The organism is Pseudomonas koreensis, from assembly GCF_024169245.1.
In the GTDB taxonomy this organism is placed as follows: Bacteria; Pseudomonadota; Gammaproteobacteria; order Pseudomonadales; family Pseudomonadaceae; genus Aquipseudomonas; species Aquipseudomonas koreensis_F.
Genome location: NZ_JALJWP010000001.1, coordinates 2,879,935 through 2,896,000, shown reverse-complemented (window position 1 = coordinate 2,896,000; position 16,066 = coordinate 2,879,935). Strand labels below are relative to the sequence as shown.

General features: G+C 58.7%; 18 protein-coding genes. 10 read left to right on the top strand and 8 right to left on the bottom strand.

Annotated elements, in window-relative coordinates:
- Positions 1–149 precede the first annotated feature (149 nt).
- Positions 150–1,529, top strand: a complete 1,380-nt coding sequence (locus J2Y90_RS13095) for a sodium:solute symporter (RefSeq protein ID WP_253500262.1) — start codon at positions 150–152, stop codon at positions 1,527–1,529.
- A 161-nt stretch (positions 1,530–1,690) separates the two neighbouring features.
- Here the strand turns inward: J2Y90_RS13095 and J2Y90_RS26520 are convergent, their stop codons facing one another.
- Positions 1,691–1,819, bottom strand: coding sequence for a PA1414 family protein (locus tag J2Y90_RS26520; RefSeq protein WP_003184145.1), 129 nt, complete (start codon positions 1,817–1,819; stop codon positions 1,691–1,693).
- Between the two features lie 142 nt (positions 1,820–1,961).
- On the bottom strand, positions 1,962–2,855 hold the full coding sequence (gene ptrR / locus J2Y90_RS13090) for a putrescine utilization regulator PtrR (protein ID WP_253500260.1): 894 nt from the start codon (positions 2,853–2,855) through the stop codon (positions 1,962–1,964).
- Positions 2,856–2,959: 104 nt separating this feature from the next.
- Here ptrR and J2Y90_RS13085 point away from each other — a divergent pair, with 104 nt between their 5' ends.
- Positions 2,960–4,141 carry an MFS transporter gene (locus tag J2Y90_RS13085; RefSeq protein ID WP_253500258.1) on the top strand — a complete coding sequence of 394 codons (1,182 nt, stop codon included), beginning with the start codon at positions 2,960–2,962 and terminating at the stop codon, positions 4,139–4,141.
- Here J2Y90_RS13085 and J2Y90_RS13080 read toward each other — a convergent pair.
- The 3 genes from J2Y90_RS13080 to J2Y90_RS13070 form a co-directional block, all read right to left on the bottom strand.
- Positions 4,089–5,018, bottom strand: coding sequence for a DMT family transporter (locus J2Y90_RS13080; RefSeq protein WP_253500256.1), 930 nt, complete (start codon positions 5,016–5,018; stop codon positions 4,089–4,091). The genes J2Y90_RS13085 and J2Y90_RS13080 overlap by 53 nt on opposite strands.
- 251 nt (positions 5,019–5,269) lie before the next feature.
- The gene (locus J2Y90_RS13075) at positions 5,270–5,662 is read right to left on the bottom strand and encodes a DUF2177 family protein (protein ID WP_253500251.1); all 393 of its coding nucleotides are present in this window, start codon (positions 5,660–5,662) and stop codon (positions 5,270–5,272) included.
- 94 nt (positions 5,663–5,756) lie between these two features.
- Positions 5,757–6,593, bottom strand: coding sequence for a CvfB family protein (locus J2Y90_RS13070; RefSeq protein WP_016771157.1), 837 nt, complete (start codon positions 6,591–6,593; stop codon positions 5,757–5,759).
- Between the two features lie 339 nt (positions 6,594–6,932).
- On the opposite strand from J2Y90_RS13070, the gene J2Y90_RS13065 reads away from it, so the two are divergent.
- The 3 genes from J2Y90_RS13065 to J2Y90_RS13055 all read left to right on the top strand — a co-directional run bounded on the left by J2Y90_RS13065 (position 6,933) and on the right by J2Y90_RS13055 (position 8,988).
- The gene (locus J2Y90_RS13065) at positions 6,933–7,121 is read left to right on the top strand and encodes a hypothetical protein (RefSeq protein ID WP_016985943.1); all 189 of its coding nucleotides are present in this window, start codon (positions 6,933–6,935) and stop codon (positions 7,119–7,121) included.
- Positions 7,122–7,324: 203 nt separating this feature from the next.
- On the top strand, positions 7,325–8,041 hold the full coding sequence (locus J2Y90_RS13060; RefSeq protein ID WP_253500249.1) for a TorF family putative porin: 717 nt from the start codon (positions 7,325–7,327) through the stop codon (positions 8,039–8,041).
- A gap of 77 nt (positions 8,042–8,118) precedes the next feature.
- Positions 8,119–8,988: a DUF6279 family lipoprotein gene (locus J2Y90_RS13055; RefSeq protein WP_253500247.1), complete on the top strand. Its 870-nt coding sequence runs from the start codon at positions 8,119–8,121 to the stop codon at positions 8,986–8,988.
- Positions 8,989–9,110: 122 nt separating this feature from the next.
- Here the strand turns inward: J2Y90_RS13055 and J2Y90_RS13050 are convergent, their stop codons facing one another.
- Positions 9,111–9,503, bottom strand: a complete 393-nt coding sequence (locus tag J2Y90_RS13050; protein ID WP_253505159.1) for a transcriptional regulator — start codon at positions 9,501–9,503, stop codon at positions 9,111–9,113.
- A 173-nt stretch (positions 9,504–9,676) separates the two neighbouring features.
- Here J2Y90_RS13050 and J2Y90_RS13045 point away from each other — a divergent pair, with 173 nt between their 5' ends.
- The 4 genes from J2Y90_RS13045 (at position 9,677) to J2Y90_RS13030 (ending at position 11,714) form a co-directional block, all read left to right on the top strand.
- Entirely contained in the window at positions 9,677–10,420 is a 744-nt protein-coding gene (locus J2Y90_RS13045) for a DUF899 domain-containing protein (RefSeq protein WP_253500245.1), read from the top strand.
- A 154-nt stretch (positions 10,421–10,574) separates the two neighbouring features.
- Positions 10,575–10,745 carry a YhfG family protein gene (locus tag J2Y90_RS13040; protein WP_143979047.1) on the top strand — a complete coding sequence of 57 codons (171 nt, stop codon included), beginning with the start codon at positions 10,575–10,577 and terminating at the stop codon, positions 10,743–10,745.
- Positions 10,742–11,353 (top strand): Fic/DOC family protein, encoded by a 612-nt coding sequence (locus J2Y90_RS13035; RefSeq protein WP_253500243.1) that lies wholly within the window; start codon positions 10,742–10,744, stop codon positions 11,351–11,353. Before J2Y90_RS13040 ends, J2Y90_RS13035 begins: the two co-directional genes overlap by 4 nt.
- Before the next feature lie 85 nt (positions 11,354–11,438).
- Positions 11,439–11,714 (top strand): hypothetical protein, encoded by a 276-nt coding sequence (locus tag J2Y90_RS13030; RefSeq protein WP_253500241.1) that lies wholly within the window; start codon positions 11,439–11,441, stop codon positions 11,712–11,714.
- Between the two features lie 50 nt (positions 11,715–11,764).
- On the opposite strand, the gene J2Y90_RS13025 is transcribed toward J2Y90_RS13030, so the two are convergent.
- Complete coding sequence (locus tag J2Y90_RS13025; RefSeq protein WP_039761006.1) at positions 11,765–13,105, bottom strand: DEAD/DEAH box helicase; 1,341 nt, start codon at positions 13,103–13,105, stop codon at positions 11,765–11,767.
- Between the two features lie 191 nt (positions 13,106–13,296).
- Here J2Y90_RS13025 and J2Y90_RS13020 point away from each other — a divergent pair, with 191 nt between their 5' ends.
- The gene (locus J2Y90_RS13020) at positions 13,297–14,595 is read left to right on the top strand and encodes a mechanosensitive ion channel family protein (RefSeq protein WP_253500239.1); all 1,299 of its coding nucleotides are present in this window, start codon (positions 13,297–13,299) and stop codon (positions 14,593–14,595) included.
- A 107-nt stretch (positions 14,596–14,702) separates the two neighbouring features.
- On the opposite strand, the gene J2Y90_RS13015 is transcribed toward J2Y90_RS13020, so the two are convergent.
- Entirely contained in the window at positions 14,703–15,569 is an 867-nt protein-coding gene (locus tag J2Y90_RS13015; protein WP_253500237.1) for a carboxylate/amino acid/amine transporter, read from the bottom strand.
- Between the last annotated feature and the right edge of the window lie 497 nt (positions 15,570–16,066).

Here is a 16,066-nt window from a genome sequence, read left to right as displayed (position 1 = left end):
AAAACCCTTGTAGGAGTGAGCCTGCTCGCGATGACTGCAGCACATTCGCCATCGATGTGACTGAAAGACCGCTATCGCGAGCAGGCTCACTCCTACAAGGGAACTGATTTCAGCCTCGATATAAAAAAGACAATCGGAGACACGCCATCATGGCTTTGGATTTATTCGTCGTCCTCATCTACGCCGCCGGCATGCTCTTGCTCGGCTATTTCGGCATGCGCAAGGCCAAGACCAACGAGGACTTTCTCGTCGCCGGCCGCAACCTCGGCCCGAGTCTGTACATGGGCACCATGGCCGCGACCGTGCTGGGCGGTGCGTCCACCGTCGGCACCGTGCGCCTGGGCTACGTGCATGGGATTTCCGGTTTCTGGCTGTGTGCGGCACTGGGTTGCGGCATCGTTGCGCTGAACCTGTTCCTCGCCAAGCCACTGCTGAAACTGAAGATCTACACCGTCACTCAGGTCCTGGAAAAACGCTACAACCCAATGGCCCGCTCTGCGAGCGCGGCGATCATGCTGGCCTACGCGCTGATGATCGGCGTGACCTCGATCCTCGCGATCGGCACCGTGCTGCAAGTGCTGTTCGGCCTGCCGTTCTGGATTTCGGTACTGCTCGGCGGTGGCGTGGTGGTGATCTATTCGGCGATCGGCGGCATGTGGTCGCTGACCCTGACCGACATCGTCCAGTTCATCATCAAGACTGTCGGCCTGATGTTCATCCTGTTGCCGATCTGCCTGTACCGCGTCGGCGGCTGGGATGAGCTGGTGCTGAAACTGCCGGCGACTGCATTCAACTTCACCACGATCGGCTGGGATACGATCATCACCTACTTCATGATCTACTTCTTCGGCATCCTCATAGGTCAGGACATCTGGCAACGGGTGTTCACCGTCAAGACTGCCAAAGTCGCGCAATACGCCGGCAGCATCGCCGGCATCTATTGCATCGTTTACGGCCTGGCCTGCGCGTTGATCGGCATGGCCGCGCACGTGCTGATTCCGGATCTGGACAACGTCAACAACGCCTTCGCGGCCATCGTCAAACTTTCACTTCCGGACGGCATCCGTGGTCTGGTGATCGCGGCTGCACTGGCGGCGATGATGTCCACCGCCAGCGCCGGTCTGCTCGCTGCAGCCACTACGCTGACCGAGGATTTGCTGCCGAAACTGCGTGGCGGCAAGCAGTCGAGCCTGGGCGTGAACCGCCTGTTCACATTGCTGACCGGCGTAGTGGTTCTGGGGATCGCGCTGGTGGTGAATGACGTGATCAGCGCCCTCACCCTCGCCTACAACCTGTTGGTCGGTGGCATGCTGATTCCGCTGATCGGGGCGATTTTCTGGAAACGTGCGACCACCGCGGGCGCGATCGCGAGCATGGGCCTGGGCTTCGCCACGGCGCTGCTGTTCATGTTCAAGGATGGCCTGGATGCCAACACGCCGATCTACTACAGCCTGGCCGTTGGCCTGGTGAGTTTTGTCGTGGTCAGCCTGTTGTCCCGTCGCCCGGCGACCGTGGCAACTGCGGTGTGAATCTGCTGTAACGACTTGATGTTTTCTTCAGCGGGTGTGGCGTCGGTGGCCACACCCGTTTTTTTCGCCTGGCGGAAAGCAAAAGATCGCAGCCTTCGGCAGCTTCTACAATCTGTAGAAACCGCCGACGGCTGCGATCTTGAAATCTCTGATCGGAGGGGTTAACGCCGACGTGGCTGGCGCCGACGCTGTTCGTCGTCCGTGCGAATCGGTACCGGTTGCAGAGGCGGTTCGATCAAACCGAGGGCAACTCCCAAATCGTGCAGCCAGTTCTGGATTTTCTCTTTCATCGTCATGCCCCCTTCAGGGTGGTGCTGAGCGGCCGGAATTCTGAGGCCGCTTCGCACTGATAATAGTCCGAAGTCCTACGCAATGCTCGACCAAATCCGCAATGATCTGTTACTGAATTGAACAGGATCTGCTGCGATTGGTTCACGCTGTTTTGCGCTCTTGCGCCAAAGCCGCGGGATAGACCGCTTGTTGCACATCAATCCAGGCATTGAGGTTGGCCCCGGCCATGCCCTTGCGCCACATGAGCCACGTTGTCGCACCCGCGAACGGCTCGGCCAACGGATGCACGGCGACGCTTTCGCGACCCGGCAGGCTGGCGAGCATCGACTCGGCCATCAACGCCACACCGCTGCCGGCAATCACACAGGCAAGCATGCCCTGATACGACTCGATCTCCATCGGCCGGCCCATGGCCGCGTGGTAATGAGAGAACCACGCCTCCAGGCGCATGCGGTAGGAGCAGCCCTGACGGAAAGTGAACACCGCACGCCCCTCGACATCCCGCGCGCTGCGTACCTGTGGGTGATCGATTTCAGTGATCAGCACCAGCCGCTCCTCGCACAGCGGCACGCCATCGAGCCCGGCCAGTTCCAGCGGCCCGTCGACCAATGCTGCGTCGAGGCGGCCGGTGAGCAATCCTTCGAGCAATTCGCCGGTCGGCGCCGATTGCACTTGCAAATTCACCATCGGGTACTGCTTGTGATATCGCGCCAGCAACGCCGGCAGATGGATCGCCGCCGTGCTGTACATGGTGCCCAGCACGAAGTCACCGGCCGGTTGCCCGCCCATCACCGCCGCGCTGGCCTGATCGCGCAGAGCGAAAAGTTTGCCGGTGTAGTCGAGCAGCACCTTGCCTGCCGGCGACAACTGCAAGCGCTGCCGTTCGCGGACAAACAGTTCGACACCCAGCTGCTCCTCGAGCTGTTTCAGCCGGGTCGACAGATTAGAGGGCACGCGATGCAGGCGCTCGGCGGCGCGGGTGATCGAGCCTTCCTCGGCGACCGCCTGAAAAATCCGCAGTTGGCTGAATTCCACCTGTTTTCTCCTGAACAGAACAAGTTACTCACTATTATTCAATTTTAAAGAAAGTCAATCGATCCTAGCCTGACGGTCATTGAACCTTCCAAGGAAGCCCGACCATGTCGCCGCTGATTCGCTTGTCCGCCTGCTTTGTCGCCCTGATGCTGGCCATGGGCATCGGCCGTTTCGCCCTGACGCCACAGATGCCGCACCTGCTCAGCGAAGGGCAGATCGATCTCACCGCCGCCGGACTGATTGCAGCAGCCAACTACTTCGGCTATCTGCTCGGTGCCGTGGATGCGATGTTCGCGCAGCGGCCGCAACAGGTGCAGCGACGGCTGCATGGCGGGTTGTGGCTGTGCGTGCTGCTGACACTGGCGTCGTTCTGGGCCAACGGTTTCTGGTCGCACCTGCTGTTGCGCTTTGGCACCGGCGTGGCGAGTGCCTGGGTATTGGTGATGATCACCTCGCTCAGTCAACCGCTGGCGGCGGCAGCGGGTCGTCCGCGCTGGGGCGCTCTGGTTTTCGCCGGGCCGGGGCTGGGAATTTTTCTGACAGGGTTGCTGGCGCTGATCTCACATCAATTGCAGCAGACATCGGCGACGCTGTGGCTGATTTACGCAGCCGCCGCGTTGCTGATGATGCTTGGCGTCTGGCGGTTGTTGCCGCAGCCCGCGGCGGTAACGGAGAAGGCGATCGCCCCTGCGACATCAGCGAACCGAGGGATTGGCCGGTTGGCGCTGGTGTATGCGCTCTACGGCATCGGCTACATCATTCCGGCGACGTTTCTGGCGCAAATGGCCAACGCGCAGTTTCATGGCCAGTGGCAGGCGGATCTGTTCTGGCCATGCTTCGGCCTCGGCGCGGCGATCGGTGTGTGGCTGGTGAGCCTGCGCCGGCACGATCCCGAAACCACGCGGCACTGGTTGATGGCGACGTTGTGGCTGCAAGCGGCCGGTGTGTTCGCCTGTCTGCTGGGCAGCGGCCTCGGCCTGGCATTGGGCGTGATCCTCTGCGGCACGCCGTTTCTGGCCTGCATGCAACTGGTGATGCAGCGTTCGCGAGAACTGGCGCCCCACGCCACCCAGCGCAACGCCGGGATGCTCACAGCGTGCTTCGCCGTCGGCCAGCTCAGCGGCCCGTTGCTGGCGGCGCTGAGCAGCCATTTCAGCGGCGGTTTGCAGCCGGCGCTGTTGATCGCCGGCGCAGGCCTGTTGGTGGCAGGCGCGCTGGCGATGCAGGTAAAAGCTACTGGCCCAGCGCCTTGCGCAAACGTCGACGCAGCCACTGCTCGGCGCTGACGAAGGTGATGCCGAGCAACACCAGTACGGCGCCGATGACGAAGTTCAGGCTCAACGCTTCACCGAGCAACAGCACACCGAAGGTCACGCCGAACAACGGCGTCATGAACGAGAACACCGCCAGGTTGGCCGCCAGATAACGACGCAGCAGCCAGAACCACACCAGGTAACTGAAGAACGACACCACCAGCCCTTGGAACAGCACACTGGCCACCGCCACCGTGGTCAGGCTGACGTGAGTAATCTGGCCGCTGAACAGCGCGATCAACAGCAGGCCGATGAAGCCGACTATCAGCTGATAAAACAGGGTCAATGTCACCGGCGCTTCCGACAGTCGCGAGGCACGCACCACCACGGTGGTCGCGCCCCAGCAGGCGCCAGCCAGCACGCCGAAGGCATCGCCCAGGAGCATGCGGCGGTCGAGGTTGTCCCACGACACACCGCCGGCGAAGGCAATCGCGATGCCGATGAAGGCCAGCAGAATCCCCAGCCATTGCAATGGGCGCAGGCGTTCGCTGGCGAGCAGGAAATGCACACCGAGTGCGGTGAAGATCGGCGCGGTATAGAGGAACACCGACATGTGCGCGGCGGTGGTCAGTTGCAGGCCTTCGGCGATGAACAGGAATTCCAGACCAAACAGCGCACCGGCCAGCAAACCGCCGCGCCAGGTGCTGCCGACCTGATCCCAACCGCCCTTCCAGCAGATCAGCAAACCGACCAGCAAAGCCGAGATTCCTGAACGCCCTGCCGCTTGCATGACCGGCGCGATGTCAGTCGCCGCCCATTTGATCAGGACTTGCTGCACACCCCAGATCAGGCACAGGCCGATCATCACTTGCAGGGCAAAACCGTCGGCATTGCGCCGCTCGGCACTCACCGCAACACCTCGAACACACACAACATGGCAGGCCATCCAATGGTCAGAAAACAGTGTCGGGGATTATCAATCAGATGCGCGGAAAAGCCGTCTGGAAAAGACCTTTATTTGGTCAGTGGCGTCAGCGCTGAATGGTTTACGGCTGCGCCGTCAATGGCGGGCAGGCTCGCTCCCACGGAGGGTTCGGTGAACATGTGGGAGCGAGCTTGCTCGCGAAGAGGTCAGCACTGGCGATAAAGCTTTTGGATCAGTCAGGCGAATCGCTTCGCCACCAGATAACCCACCGTGCAGGCAACCGCCGTTGCCACTGTCCCCCACGCCCAGTCCATCAAACTCACCTGCACCGACCAGTTGCGCAATGTCGCCCAATTGGTCAGGTCATAAGTGCCGTACGCCACCAGCCCCAACAGTGCACCCAGCTTCGCCGCTCGCTGCCAGCTCAGCGCCGGCAAGACCACGAATACCACGCAGCCAATGACGTACAGGCAATAAAAAACCGCTGCGGGCAACAGCAGCGGTTTATCCAGCATCAGCGAACCGAGCAGTTCGCGATAGGTCGGCGCCATCAGCAGCCCGAGCCAGATGTCATCGAGCAGCAGAAACGTCAGTAGCGTCGAGACGTATGCGATCAGCGCCTTTTTCATTGGCTCATCCCTTTAGAGGTGGGAGCCGCCGATTTTCGCGATCAAGATCAAAAGATCGCAGCTTCGGCAGCTCCTACCATGGGCCTGCGGTGAGTCAGGTTAGTTCAATGCGATCGGCGTGAATGACGATCTTGCCTTCCTTGTACAGCGAGCCGATGGCTTTCTTGAAGTTGCCCTTGCTGACGCCGAACAGGCTGCTGATCAACGCCGGATCACTCTTGTCGCTGACCGCCAGGGTGCCGTCGTTTTCGCGCAACTTGCCGAGGATCTTCGAACTCAGGCTGCTGGCCGCTTCCTGGCCAACCGGTTGCAGGCTCAGGCTGATCTTGCCGTCGGCGCGCACTTCCTTGATGAAGCCTTTCTCGCGCATGCCCGAGCGCATGAACTTGAAGATTTCATTCTTGTGGATCAAGCCCCAGTGCTTGTTGTTGATGATCGCCTTGAAGCCCATGTCGGTGGCTTCGGCTACCAGCAGATCAACTTCCTGGCCCGGGCTGTAAGTGGCCGGGGTCTTGTCGAGATAACGATCAAGGCGCGCGGTGGCGGTGATGCGGCGCGTGTGTTTGTCGAGGTAGACATGCACCACGCAGTATTCGCCAGCGGTCATCTGGCGCTTTTCTTCCGAATACGGCAGCAACAGATCCTTGGGCAGGCCCCAGTCGAGGAACACGCCGATGCTGTTGACTTCAACCACTTTCAGGCTGGCAAACTCGCCGACCTGAACTTTCGGTTTTTCCGTGGTGGCGAGAAGTTTGTCTTCGCTGTCCAGATAAATGAATACGTTGAGCCAGTCTTCATCTTCGCTGGGAATATCTTTGGGGATATAACGATTGGGCAAAAGAATTTCGCCATCGGCACCGCCGTCCAGATATAAACCGAAGTTAGTGTGTTTAACCACTTGCAAACTGTTGTAACGCCCGACTAAAGCCATTTCCGAAACCCTCAATACGTGGGCGGCATTCTACCCGTTTTTGCCGCGAACGTCGGGCGGCAGATCTTCGCAGCGGGAAATCTGCTTCAACGTGTTGATTTTGCTTGATCACCGCCCCGCGAGGTGCCACTCGTCAGTCCGGCGAGGCGGCTCACTGCCGTGCGCATTTGCCTCGGTCTGAGCAGATGTTCTTATTTAAAACAGCAGGTTAGCGACATATTAATAGTATCGATACGGCAATAATCCAGCGTTGCGGTTGGTTATTCCCGGGGATATTTACCAAGCTATTGTCAAGTTATTCCTGTACGATGCCTGGCCGAGTTACTTTTCTACAGGTTAATGGCCGCCATGCGTGTAAAAGCATCCACCAGCAAAGCAAAGCCAGCTCCAGCCGTTGAAACCAGCGAATCGATCAACGATCAGATCGCAGCGTTCCTCAAGTCCGGCGGCGAGATCCAGCAAATTGCCAAAGGCGTCAGTGGCCAGACGTTCGGCCCGTCCAAGCAGATCAGCCTGGGCAAGAAGTAATACCGGTTTTACCCCGTCCAGAGGCGCTTTGAGCTTCGAAGCGCCTGGACTGGCACCGCACCATCCCCCTTCGCTTTAAACAAAAATCCCCGAAAATCGACGAACGGCCATCAATGCCGAGCATTCGCCGGTATCCTTGCACGCGTCTAGATCAAGCGTTTCAGCAGGCCTTCGCCCTGCGCTCGCGGTTCATGGAGTGACGCATGCGCCTATTTCCCTGTTTATTGTTCGTCAGCCTGCTGTCAGGCGCGACCGCGCACGCGCAGGTTTTCCAGGGAGAACTGGGCGACTTCGATCTCAAGCTCGGCACCACGCCCAGCCGCAGCATGGCGCAGGGTCTGGTCAAGCCGGCGGCGGTCGGCTCGTTCCACGGCGGTCTCGATCTGAGCCACGACAGCGGCGTGTATTTCGGCCAGTACGCGCCGAGCATGGGCATCACGCCGGGCAAGAACCTCGAAATCGATTCCTACGTCGGTTTCAAGCAACCTTTCGATCAGGTGCTCGGCTATGAAGTCGGGATGATTCACTACAGCTATCCTCGCGTCGACACCCTCGACAGCCAGGAGCTGTTCGGTGGCCTGACCCTGCTCGGCAGTCGCTTCGGCATCGCCCTGAGCAACGACCCGGATAAACAGAACAACACCTTGTTTGCCGATCTCAGTGGCAATCAGCCGTTCGGCATTGGCGTGAGTATGAAGTACACCACCCATCAACTGAACACGCCGGTGGCGGTGGACGGGGGTTATGTCAGCAGTTTCACCGATTGGTCGGTGAAACTGTCGCGGCCATTCATGGGTGTCGACCTTGATCTGATCTACAGCAATTCCAGCCTCAGCGGCAACGATTGCTCGGCCTATTCCGGGCACAACAGCGAGTGCGACGGCCTCGTCACGCTCAAGGCGGTACGTACGTTCTATTGATCGGCTGAACTGCCGCGCGCATCCTGCATCACATAAGAATCAGATTTCCGACGCCAGGCTCTCGCAAGGATTTGCCCATGTCTCGCTGGTTCAAACAGATTGCCGCCCTGCTGATCTTCACCCTCGCCGTCGGCGCCTGCAGCCGCGTGGGCCTGGCCTACCGCAACCTCGACGTGATTATCCCGTGGTCGCTGAGCGATTACGTGGACATGAACGGCGAGCAGAAAGACTGGTTCAACGAACGACTCAAGGAACACCTGAGCTGGCACTGCACCACGCAGTTGCCCGGTTACCTCGACTGGCTGGACCGTTTGCAGGCCATGGTCGAGAGCAATCAGGTCACCGATGCCGCTTTGCAGCAACGCACCGCCGAAGCCAAACAGGCGATCGCCGAAACCGCCCGGGAGATCACCCCGTCGGCGATAGAGCTGCTGCAGGGCCTGGACGATAAACAGGTGGCGGAAATGAATGACGCTTTTGCCAAGGATTTGCGCAAACGTCAGCAGGAATACGTGAAACCGCCGTTGGCCCAGCAGATCAAGGAACGCGGCGAGCGGATGGAGAAACGCTTGAACGACTGGCTGGGCCCGTTGAGCGACACGCAAAAACAACGCGTCGTGGCCTGGACCAACGCCTTGGGCGACCAGAACACCCAATGGATCGCCAACCGTGCGCATTGGCAGCAACAGTTCAGCGCCGCCGTTGCACAACGCCAAAGCCCGGAATTCCCACAACGCATCGAGACGCTTCTGGTCAACCGCGAGCGGTTATGGACAGCGGACTACCGCAAGGCCTATGCCAATACTGAAGCGCAGGCACGTTCGCTGTTTGTTGACTTGATGGCAGAGAGCACGCCGCAACAGCGTGAGCGCTTGCTGAAAAAGATTGAAGGCGTACGCAAGGATTTCAATGACCTGAAGTGCCTGAAGGCCGCGAAGAAACCTTAAGACATTACACATCCCCCTGTAGGAGTGAGCCTGCTCGCGATAGCAGTTATCCATTCAGCACATATTCAACTGACAGACCGCTATCGCGAGCAGGCTCACTCCTACAGGAGGGCGTTGGTCAGTCAGGCAATTTGGGGTTTTGAGGCGACTTCATCAAACGTCGCTTCATCCAGCGCATCTTCCTGCTCATCCAGCACCTGGCGCGGGTGGTCATTGCCGGGAATGCTGCTGTCGATCAGGCTCAGCAGGCTGGAACCGCGCTGCGTCAGAATGAAATTGTTGCCGGTACTGCCTTCATGATCCGGACGCGGCTCGATATAACCACGGTCAAGCAGCAGACTTTCATACTCACAGGCCAACGTTTTCAAATGGTCGAGATTCTCGATGGGCTCGCCAGCGCTGGCTTTCGCTGCCGCATAGTCTTCGGCATATGCGCGAGGCGCAAAGCTATGGCCCGCGCTGTTCTGCACTTCATGCAGCAAACGTTCAATCAAATCCCAGTTATAAGTCGTCATCCTGATCCAACCTCCGGTGCGAATGATTTGTGCCGCTTTCAAGGTTGTGACCCAAGCGCTGCGCAGCCGTTCAGCCGCATATCTTCGCGCCGACCGACCGGCGGTGTGTCGATTCCGCTGCGGGTTGAACGACTAGTCTGAAACAGCCGGTTCAATCCGCAGGAGACATCGTCATGAACGTTGCAAACCATCCAGTGGTATCACGCGAAGAATGGCTCGCCGCCCGTCAACAGCATCTGGCCCACGAAAAAGCCTTCACCCGAGAACGCGATCGCCTCAGCGCCGAGCGCCGCGCCCTGCCATGGGTGAAAGTCGACAAGGACTATCACTTCCAGGGCCCGAACGGCGAGCTCAAGCTCAACGACCTGTTTGGCAACAACAGCCAATTGATCATCTACCATTTCATGTTTGCCAAAGGCTGGGAGCAGGGCTGCCAGGGCTGCTCGTTCCTCAGTGACCACATTGATGGCGCCAACCAGCACCTGGCCCACCACGACGTCGCAGTTGTCGCTGTTTCCCACGCGCCGTTGCGCGAGTTTCAGGCATTCAAACAACGCATGGGCTGGAAATTCGACTGGGTCTCGTCAGAAGATTGCGACTTCAATTACGACTTCGGCGTCTGCGCCCGGGCTGAAGACGTCGCCGAGGGAAAAGCTACTTACAACTACGAAAAAACCGACAGCGCCGAGGAAGAAATGCCGGGGCTGAGCGTTTTTTATCGCAACGACAAAGGCGAGATTTTCCACACCTATTCCACATACGCGCGCGGTCTGGACATGCTGGTTGGCGCTTACCACTATCTGGATCTGACGCCCAAAGGCCGGAACGAGGACGAGATCATGGAATGGGTGCGGCATCATGATCGGTATGACGGTGCGCCGGAGTCGGGTTGCTGTCAGGGTGAGCAGCGGTCTTGAGCGGAATCCGTGCATGGACTCGTCCGGAGCACTTCTACCCAGAGAGGCCCGACGAGCGGATTCAACAGCACCTGCGAATGTGCGATGCTAAGTCATCGGGGCCCTTCGGACATTCCTCCGCTACAATAGGCGCACCTGACATTAAGGGGGCAAGATGGAAAAGCTGAGTTTAGAAACCAAGAAAATCTGGTTCGCCAAGCATCGCAGAGCCAACTTCGCAGCCAGTTTGCGCCTGGAAGGCTTCGCTCCTTCACCTTGCGATGGGGAGATCAAACTCCCTACTCGGGAGGCTGCCTTGAAAGCCGTCCGGCACGTAAAAGTTTGAGTAATGATAAATACGGTGTTGACCAAGCCCCGGATTGTTATCCGGGGTCAGACGTACTCATCAATCTGCTCGATTTGCGCACCGCAGACGATTTGGACGAGGCGGAACGCTATATCAACGAATTAGCTGCTGCGAAACTGGAGTTCATTCCGCCCCCATACAGTCTTGCTACGTTGAAAGACGTTCACCGCACCTTATTTGACAAAATCTATTCCTGGGCTGGTGAGATCCGCACGCTGGCAATCAGCAAGGGCAGCACCCGTTTTTGCAGCCCGGAATTCATTGAGCGCGAAGTCGCAAAAGAATTTTCGAAAATGGCCAATGCAGGCTGGTTCGAGGACTACTCTCGTGATCACCTCATCCACTCAGTGGCCGAAATGTATGGAAATATCAACGTTGCCCACCCCTTCAGAGAGGGTAATGGACGAACCCAGCGTATTGTCTTTGAATACATCATTTACAACGCAGGCTATTCGATCGATTGGCATTCGGTGGATCGCCAAGGGTGGATTGACGCATGTATTCACTCCTTCTACGGAGTTGAGCAACCTCTTGTCGATATATTTGATCACTGCATCGGCACGTCGATAGCTGAAGCGAACTTTTGATCCGCATTCCTGCTGCTTACTGAACTTTTACCACGCTTGAGCCCTCAACCGGTTAACCCGCCTTAACCGGAACGGAGGCCTACCCATGAAAACCCTGATCAAGCTGTCCCTCGCCGCCACGCTCGCCTGCGCCCTGCCCGTCTGGGCCTGCACGCCGGAAGAGGCGACGATCAAACGCGAGCAACTGGCCAAGGAAGTCTCGAAGCTCACCGAGCAGAATCCGGAAAAGGCCAAGGAGATCAACGCCGAGTTGCAGAAAATGGATCTGGGCACGGCCAGCGCCGATCTGCCGGACAAGTGCCAGTTGATCGATCAGCGTTTGAAGGAATTGGGTTCGGCGGAGAAAAAAACCGACAGTTGAGGCGAAAAAAAACCGGACAATGTCCGGTTTTTTTATGCGCGTTCTAAAGCTTACTCAGCCGCAGGTTCTGCTGGCTTGCGACGCTTGAGCGGGGCCATGCCGTCGCTGCTCACCAGAGAATCCGGCTTTGGACGGTTGACGCTCTTGCGCTTGGTCGGCGTCTTGGCGGCGGTTTTCTTCTTGTCGCCCTTGGCGTCGGTCTTTTTCTTCTTCACACCGACGGCTTTGCCCGAGGCCTTGACCTTTTTCGGCCCGCCGTAGGTGCCTTTGACTTCCTTGATCGTGCGGCGCTCGAAGCTCTGCTTCAGGTAGCGCTCGATGCTCGACATCAGGTTCCAGTCGCCGTGGCAGATCAGCGAGATCGCCAGACCATCGTTGCCGGCACGGCCGGTACGACCGATGCGGTGTACGTACTCGTCGCCGCTGCGCGGCATATCGAAGTTGATCACCAGATCCAGACCGTCGACGTCCAGGCCACGGGCCGCAACGTCGGTCGCGACGAGGATCTTCACACCGCCCTGCTTCAGACGATCGATCGCCAGTTTGCGATCCTTCTGGTCTTTCTCGCCGTGCAGCACGAACGCCTTGTATTCCTGGGCCACGAGGCGACCATAGATGCGGTCGGCCATGGCGCGGGTGTTGGTGAAGACGATCGCCTTCTGGTAGGTCTCGTTGGCCAGCAGCCAGTTAACAATCTGCTCTTTGTGCTGATTGTGGTCGGCGGTGATGATTTGCTGACGGGTCGTCGAATTCAGCTGACTGACCGCGTTGAGCTGCAAGTGCTCAGGGTTGTTCAGGACCTTGGCGATCATCTCGCGCAGACCGGAACCGCCGGTGGTGGCGGAGAACAGCATGGTCTGCTGACGGTTCGGGCATTCATCGACCAGACGCTGCACGTCTTCGGCGAAACCCATGTCGAGCATGCGGTCGGCTTCGTCGAGCACCAGCACTTCGACTTCTTTGAGGTCGAGGTTGCCGGCGTTGAGCTGCTCGATCATCCGCCCCGGGGTGCCGATGAGGATGTCCGGCACTTTGCGCAGCATTGCGGCCTGCACCTTGAAGTCTTCACCGCCGGTAATCAGGCCGGACTTGATGAAGGTGAACTGCGCAAAACGCTCGACTTCCTTCAAGGTCTGCTGGGCCAGTTCACGGGTTGGCAGCAGAATCAGCGTCTTGATGCTGACGCGGATCTTCGCCGGGCCGATCAGGCGATTGAGGATCGGCAGGACGAAAGCGGCGGTTTTGCCGCTACCGGTTTGCGCCGTCACCCGCAGATCACGCCCCTGGAGCGCCAGCGGAATGGCCGCGGCTTGCACTGGCGTTGGCTCGACAAATTTCAGCTCGGCCACGGCTTTGAGCAGGCGTTCGTGCAGGGCGAATTGGGAAAACACGGGTGCTACCTCGAAGATATGCAAAAAAACAGCTGCATAGGTTACCGGTTTCGAGCGCTCAGGCCGAGTTTCTTTATGCAAACGGCGACAATCAGTGGTTTTTTTGTTGCCCGATTTGTCACTCGCTGCAATACACAGCGTCTTAAATGCTCTAATCGGCCCTCGCGTCTTACAGAAGAAACGTTTCGCTCATGGATATCAAACAGCTCTGGCTCAAAGCCCAGGACCTCTGGGGCACACTCGAAGAGCACCCGTTGCTGCAATCGGGACTGGCACTGCTGGTGCTACTGGTCATCGCGCTGGTACTCGGACGCGTGGCGCGTTACCTGATCCTGCACGCCAGCCGCATGCTCGGCCGCCAACCGGCGCTGCACTGGATCAACGACTTGCGCCACAACAAGGTGTTTCAACGGCTGGCGCAGATGACGCCGTCACTGGTGATCCAGTTCGGCCTGCACCTGGTGCCGGAGCTGAGCAAAACCGCGATGAATTTTCTCGGCAACGTCGCGCTGGCCTTCACCATCCTCTTCCTGCTGCTGGCGGTCAGCGCCCTGCTCAATGCCCTGCTCGACATCTACGCGCGCACCGAGCATGCGCGCACGCGCTCGATCAAAGGCTACGTGCAACTGGCGAAAATGGTCTTGTACGTATTCGGCGCGATCATCATCGTCGCCACCCTGATCGACCGTTCGCCGCTGTTGCTGCTGTCCGGTCTGGGTGCGATGTCGGCGGTGATCCTGTTGGTCTACAAGGACACCCTGCTGTCGTTCGTCGCCAGCGTGCAACTGACCAGCAACGATATGCTGCGGGTCGGCGACTGGATCGAAATGCCGCAAGTCGGCGCCGATGGCGACGTGGTCGACATCACGTTGCACACGGTCAAAGTGCAGAACTTCGACAAAACCATCGTCTCGATCCCGACCTGGCGCTTGATGTCCGAGTCGTTCAAGAACTGGCGCGGCATGCAGCAGTCCGGCGGTCGGCGGATCAAGCGCAGCCTGTTCATCGACGCCAGCGGCGTGCGCTTCATCCGCGACGACGAGGAAGAAAAGCTTTCGCAAGTGCACCTGCTGACCGACTACATGGGCCGCAAGAAAGCCGAGCTCAAGGCCTGGAACGAAGCACAGGGCAATGTCGCAGCCATGTCGGCCAACCGCCGGCGGATGACCAATATCGGCACCTTTCGCGCCTACGCGCTGGCATATCTGAAAAGCCATCCGGAGATTCAGCCGAACATGACCTGCATGGTCAGGCAGATGCAGACCACCGCCCAGGGCATTCCCCTGGAAATCTACTGCTTCACCCGCACCACCGTATGGGCCGATTACGAGCGGATTCAGGGGGATATTTTCGATTATCTGCTGGCGGTGCTGCCGGAGTTTGGCTTGAGTCTGTATCAACAGCCGAGTGGCGGCGATTTGCGCGCCGGGTTGCTGCCAGCGGTGTTGGGCTCGGCCAATATTCCGGAGCCGGAAAAACACCTCATGTAACCCACAAATCAAACTGTAGGAGTGAGCCTGCTCGCGATAGCGCCAGTCCAGACAACTCGATGTCGACTGAACAATTGCTATCGCGAGCAGGCTCACTCCTACATGGGCTATGCGCTGGCCTGGGATTTGCGAATACCCAACCGGCTGATCCACACCGCCATCAAAATCACACTGCCGCCGAGGAACAATCTCCCCAGTTCCTCATGCTGATTCCAGATCAGCAAATTCAACAACAACCCCACCGGCACATGCAGATTGTTCATCACCGCCAGTGTGCCGCCGTTGACCATGCACGCACCTTTGTTCCACCAGTACAGACCCAGCGCTGTCGACACCAGCCCAAGGAACAGCAACACCGCCCATTGCAGCGGTGCTTCCGGCAGAAAATTCGCCTTGCCGAACAACAGGAACGCTGGCAGCACCACCATCAATGCGCCGAGGTAGAAATAACCGAAACGGCGATAATGCGGCAGATCACTCGGATGCTTCGCCACCAGATGCTTGTACAGGACCTGCCCGGCGGCATAGGTGAAGTTGGCCCATTGCAGCAGCAGGAAGCCCATGAAGAAGTCCGGACTGATGCTGTCGAAACGAATCACCGCCGCACCGCCGACTGCCACCAGCGCGGCAATCAGCGCCCATGGGTTGAAGCGACGGTTCAGCGCGTCCTCGATCAACGTCACATGCAGCGGCGTGAGGATGGTGAACAGCAACACCTCCGGCACCGTCAGCACGCGGAAGCTCAGGTACAGGCAGACGTAAGTCACGCCAAACTGCAACGCGCCGATCAGCAACATGCCCCGCATGAACGCCGGCTCCACCGAACGCCAGCGCGTCAACGGAATAAACACCAGCCCGGCCAACACCACACGCACCAGCACCGCAAAGTAACTGTCGACATGCCCGGCCAGGTATTCGCCGATCAGACTGAAGGAAAACGCCTGGATCAGCGTGACAAAAAGTAGATAGCCCATGCTCGCCTCGAAAATCGAATGGCGGCGACGATAGCGGTTTTTCGGATGGGCTCCAACAGCAAACGACGCCGGAATCAAAAGCCCCTCACCCTAACCCTCTCCCAGAGGGAGAGGGGACTGACCGAGGTGGTTGGGCTAGCTGCGCCGACTTGAGATATCGAATCGAACTCAAGCCTGAAAAAATCAAAAGCCCCTCACCCTGGCCCTCTCCCGGAGGCAGAGGGGACTGACCGAGGTGGTTGGGCTAGCTGCGCCGACTTGGGATATCGAATTGAACTCAGGCCTGAAAAAATCAAAAGCCCCTCACCCTGGCCCTCTCCCGCAGGCAGAGGGGACTGACCGAGGGTTTGGTCGAGAAACGCCGACGTGGCATATCGAGCCGAATGCGGGTCCTGCAAAGATCAAAAGCCCCTCACCCTAGCCCTCTCCCAGAGGGAGAGGGGACTGACGAGATGGTTGGGCAAGCCACGCCGACATGAAATACCGCATCGAATGCA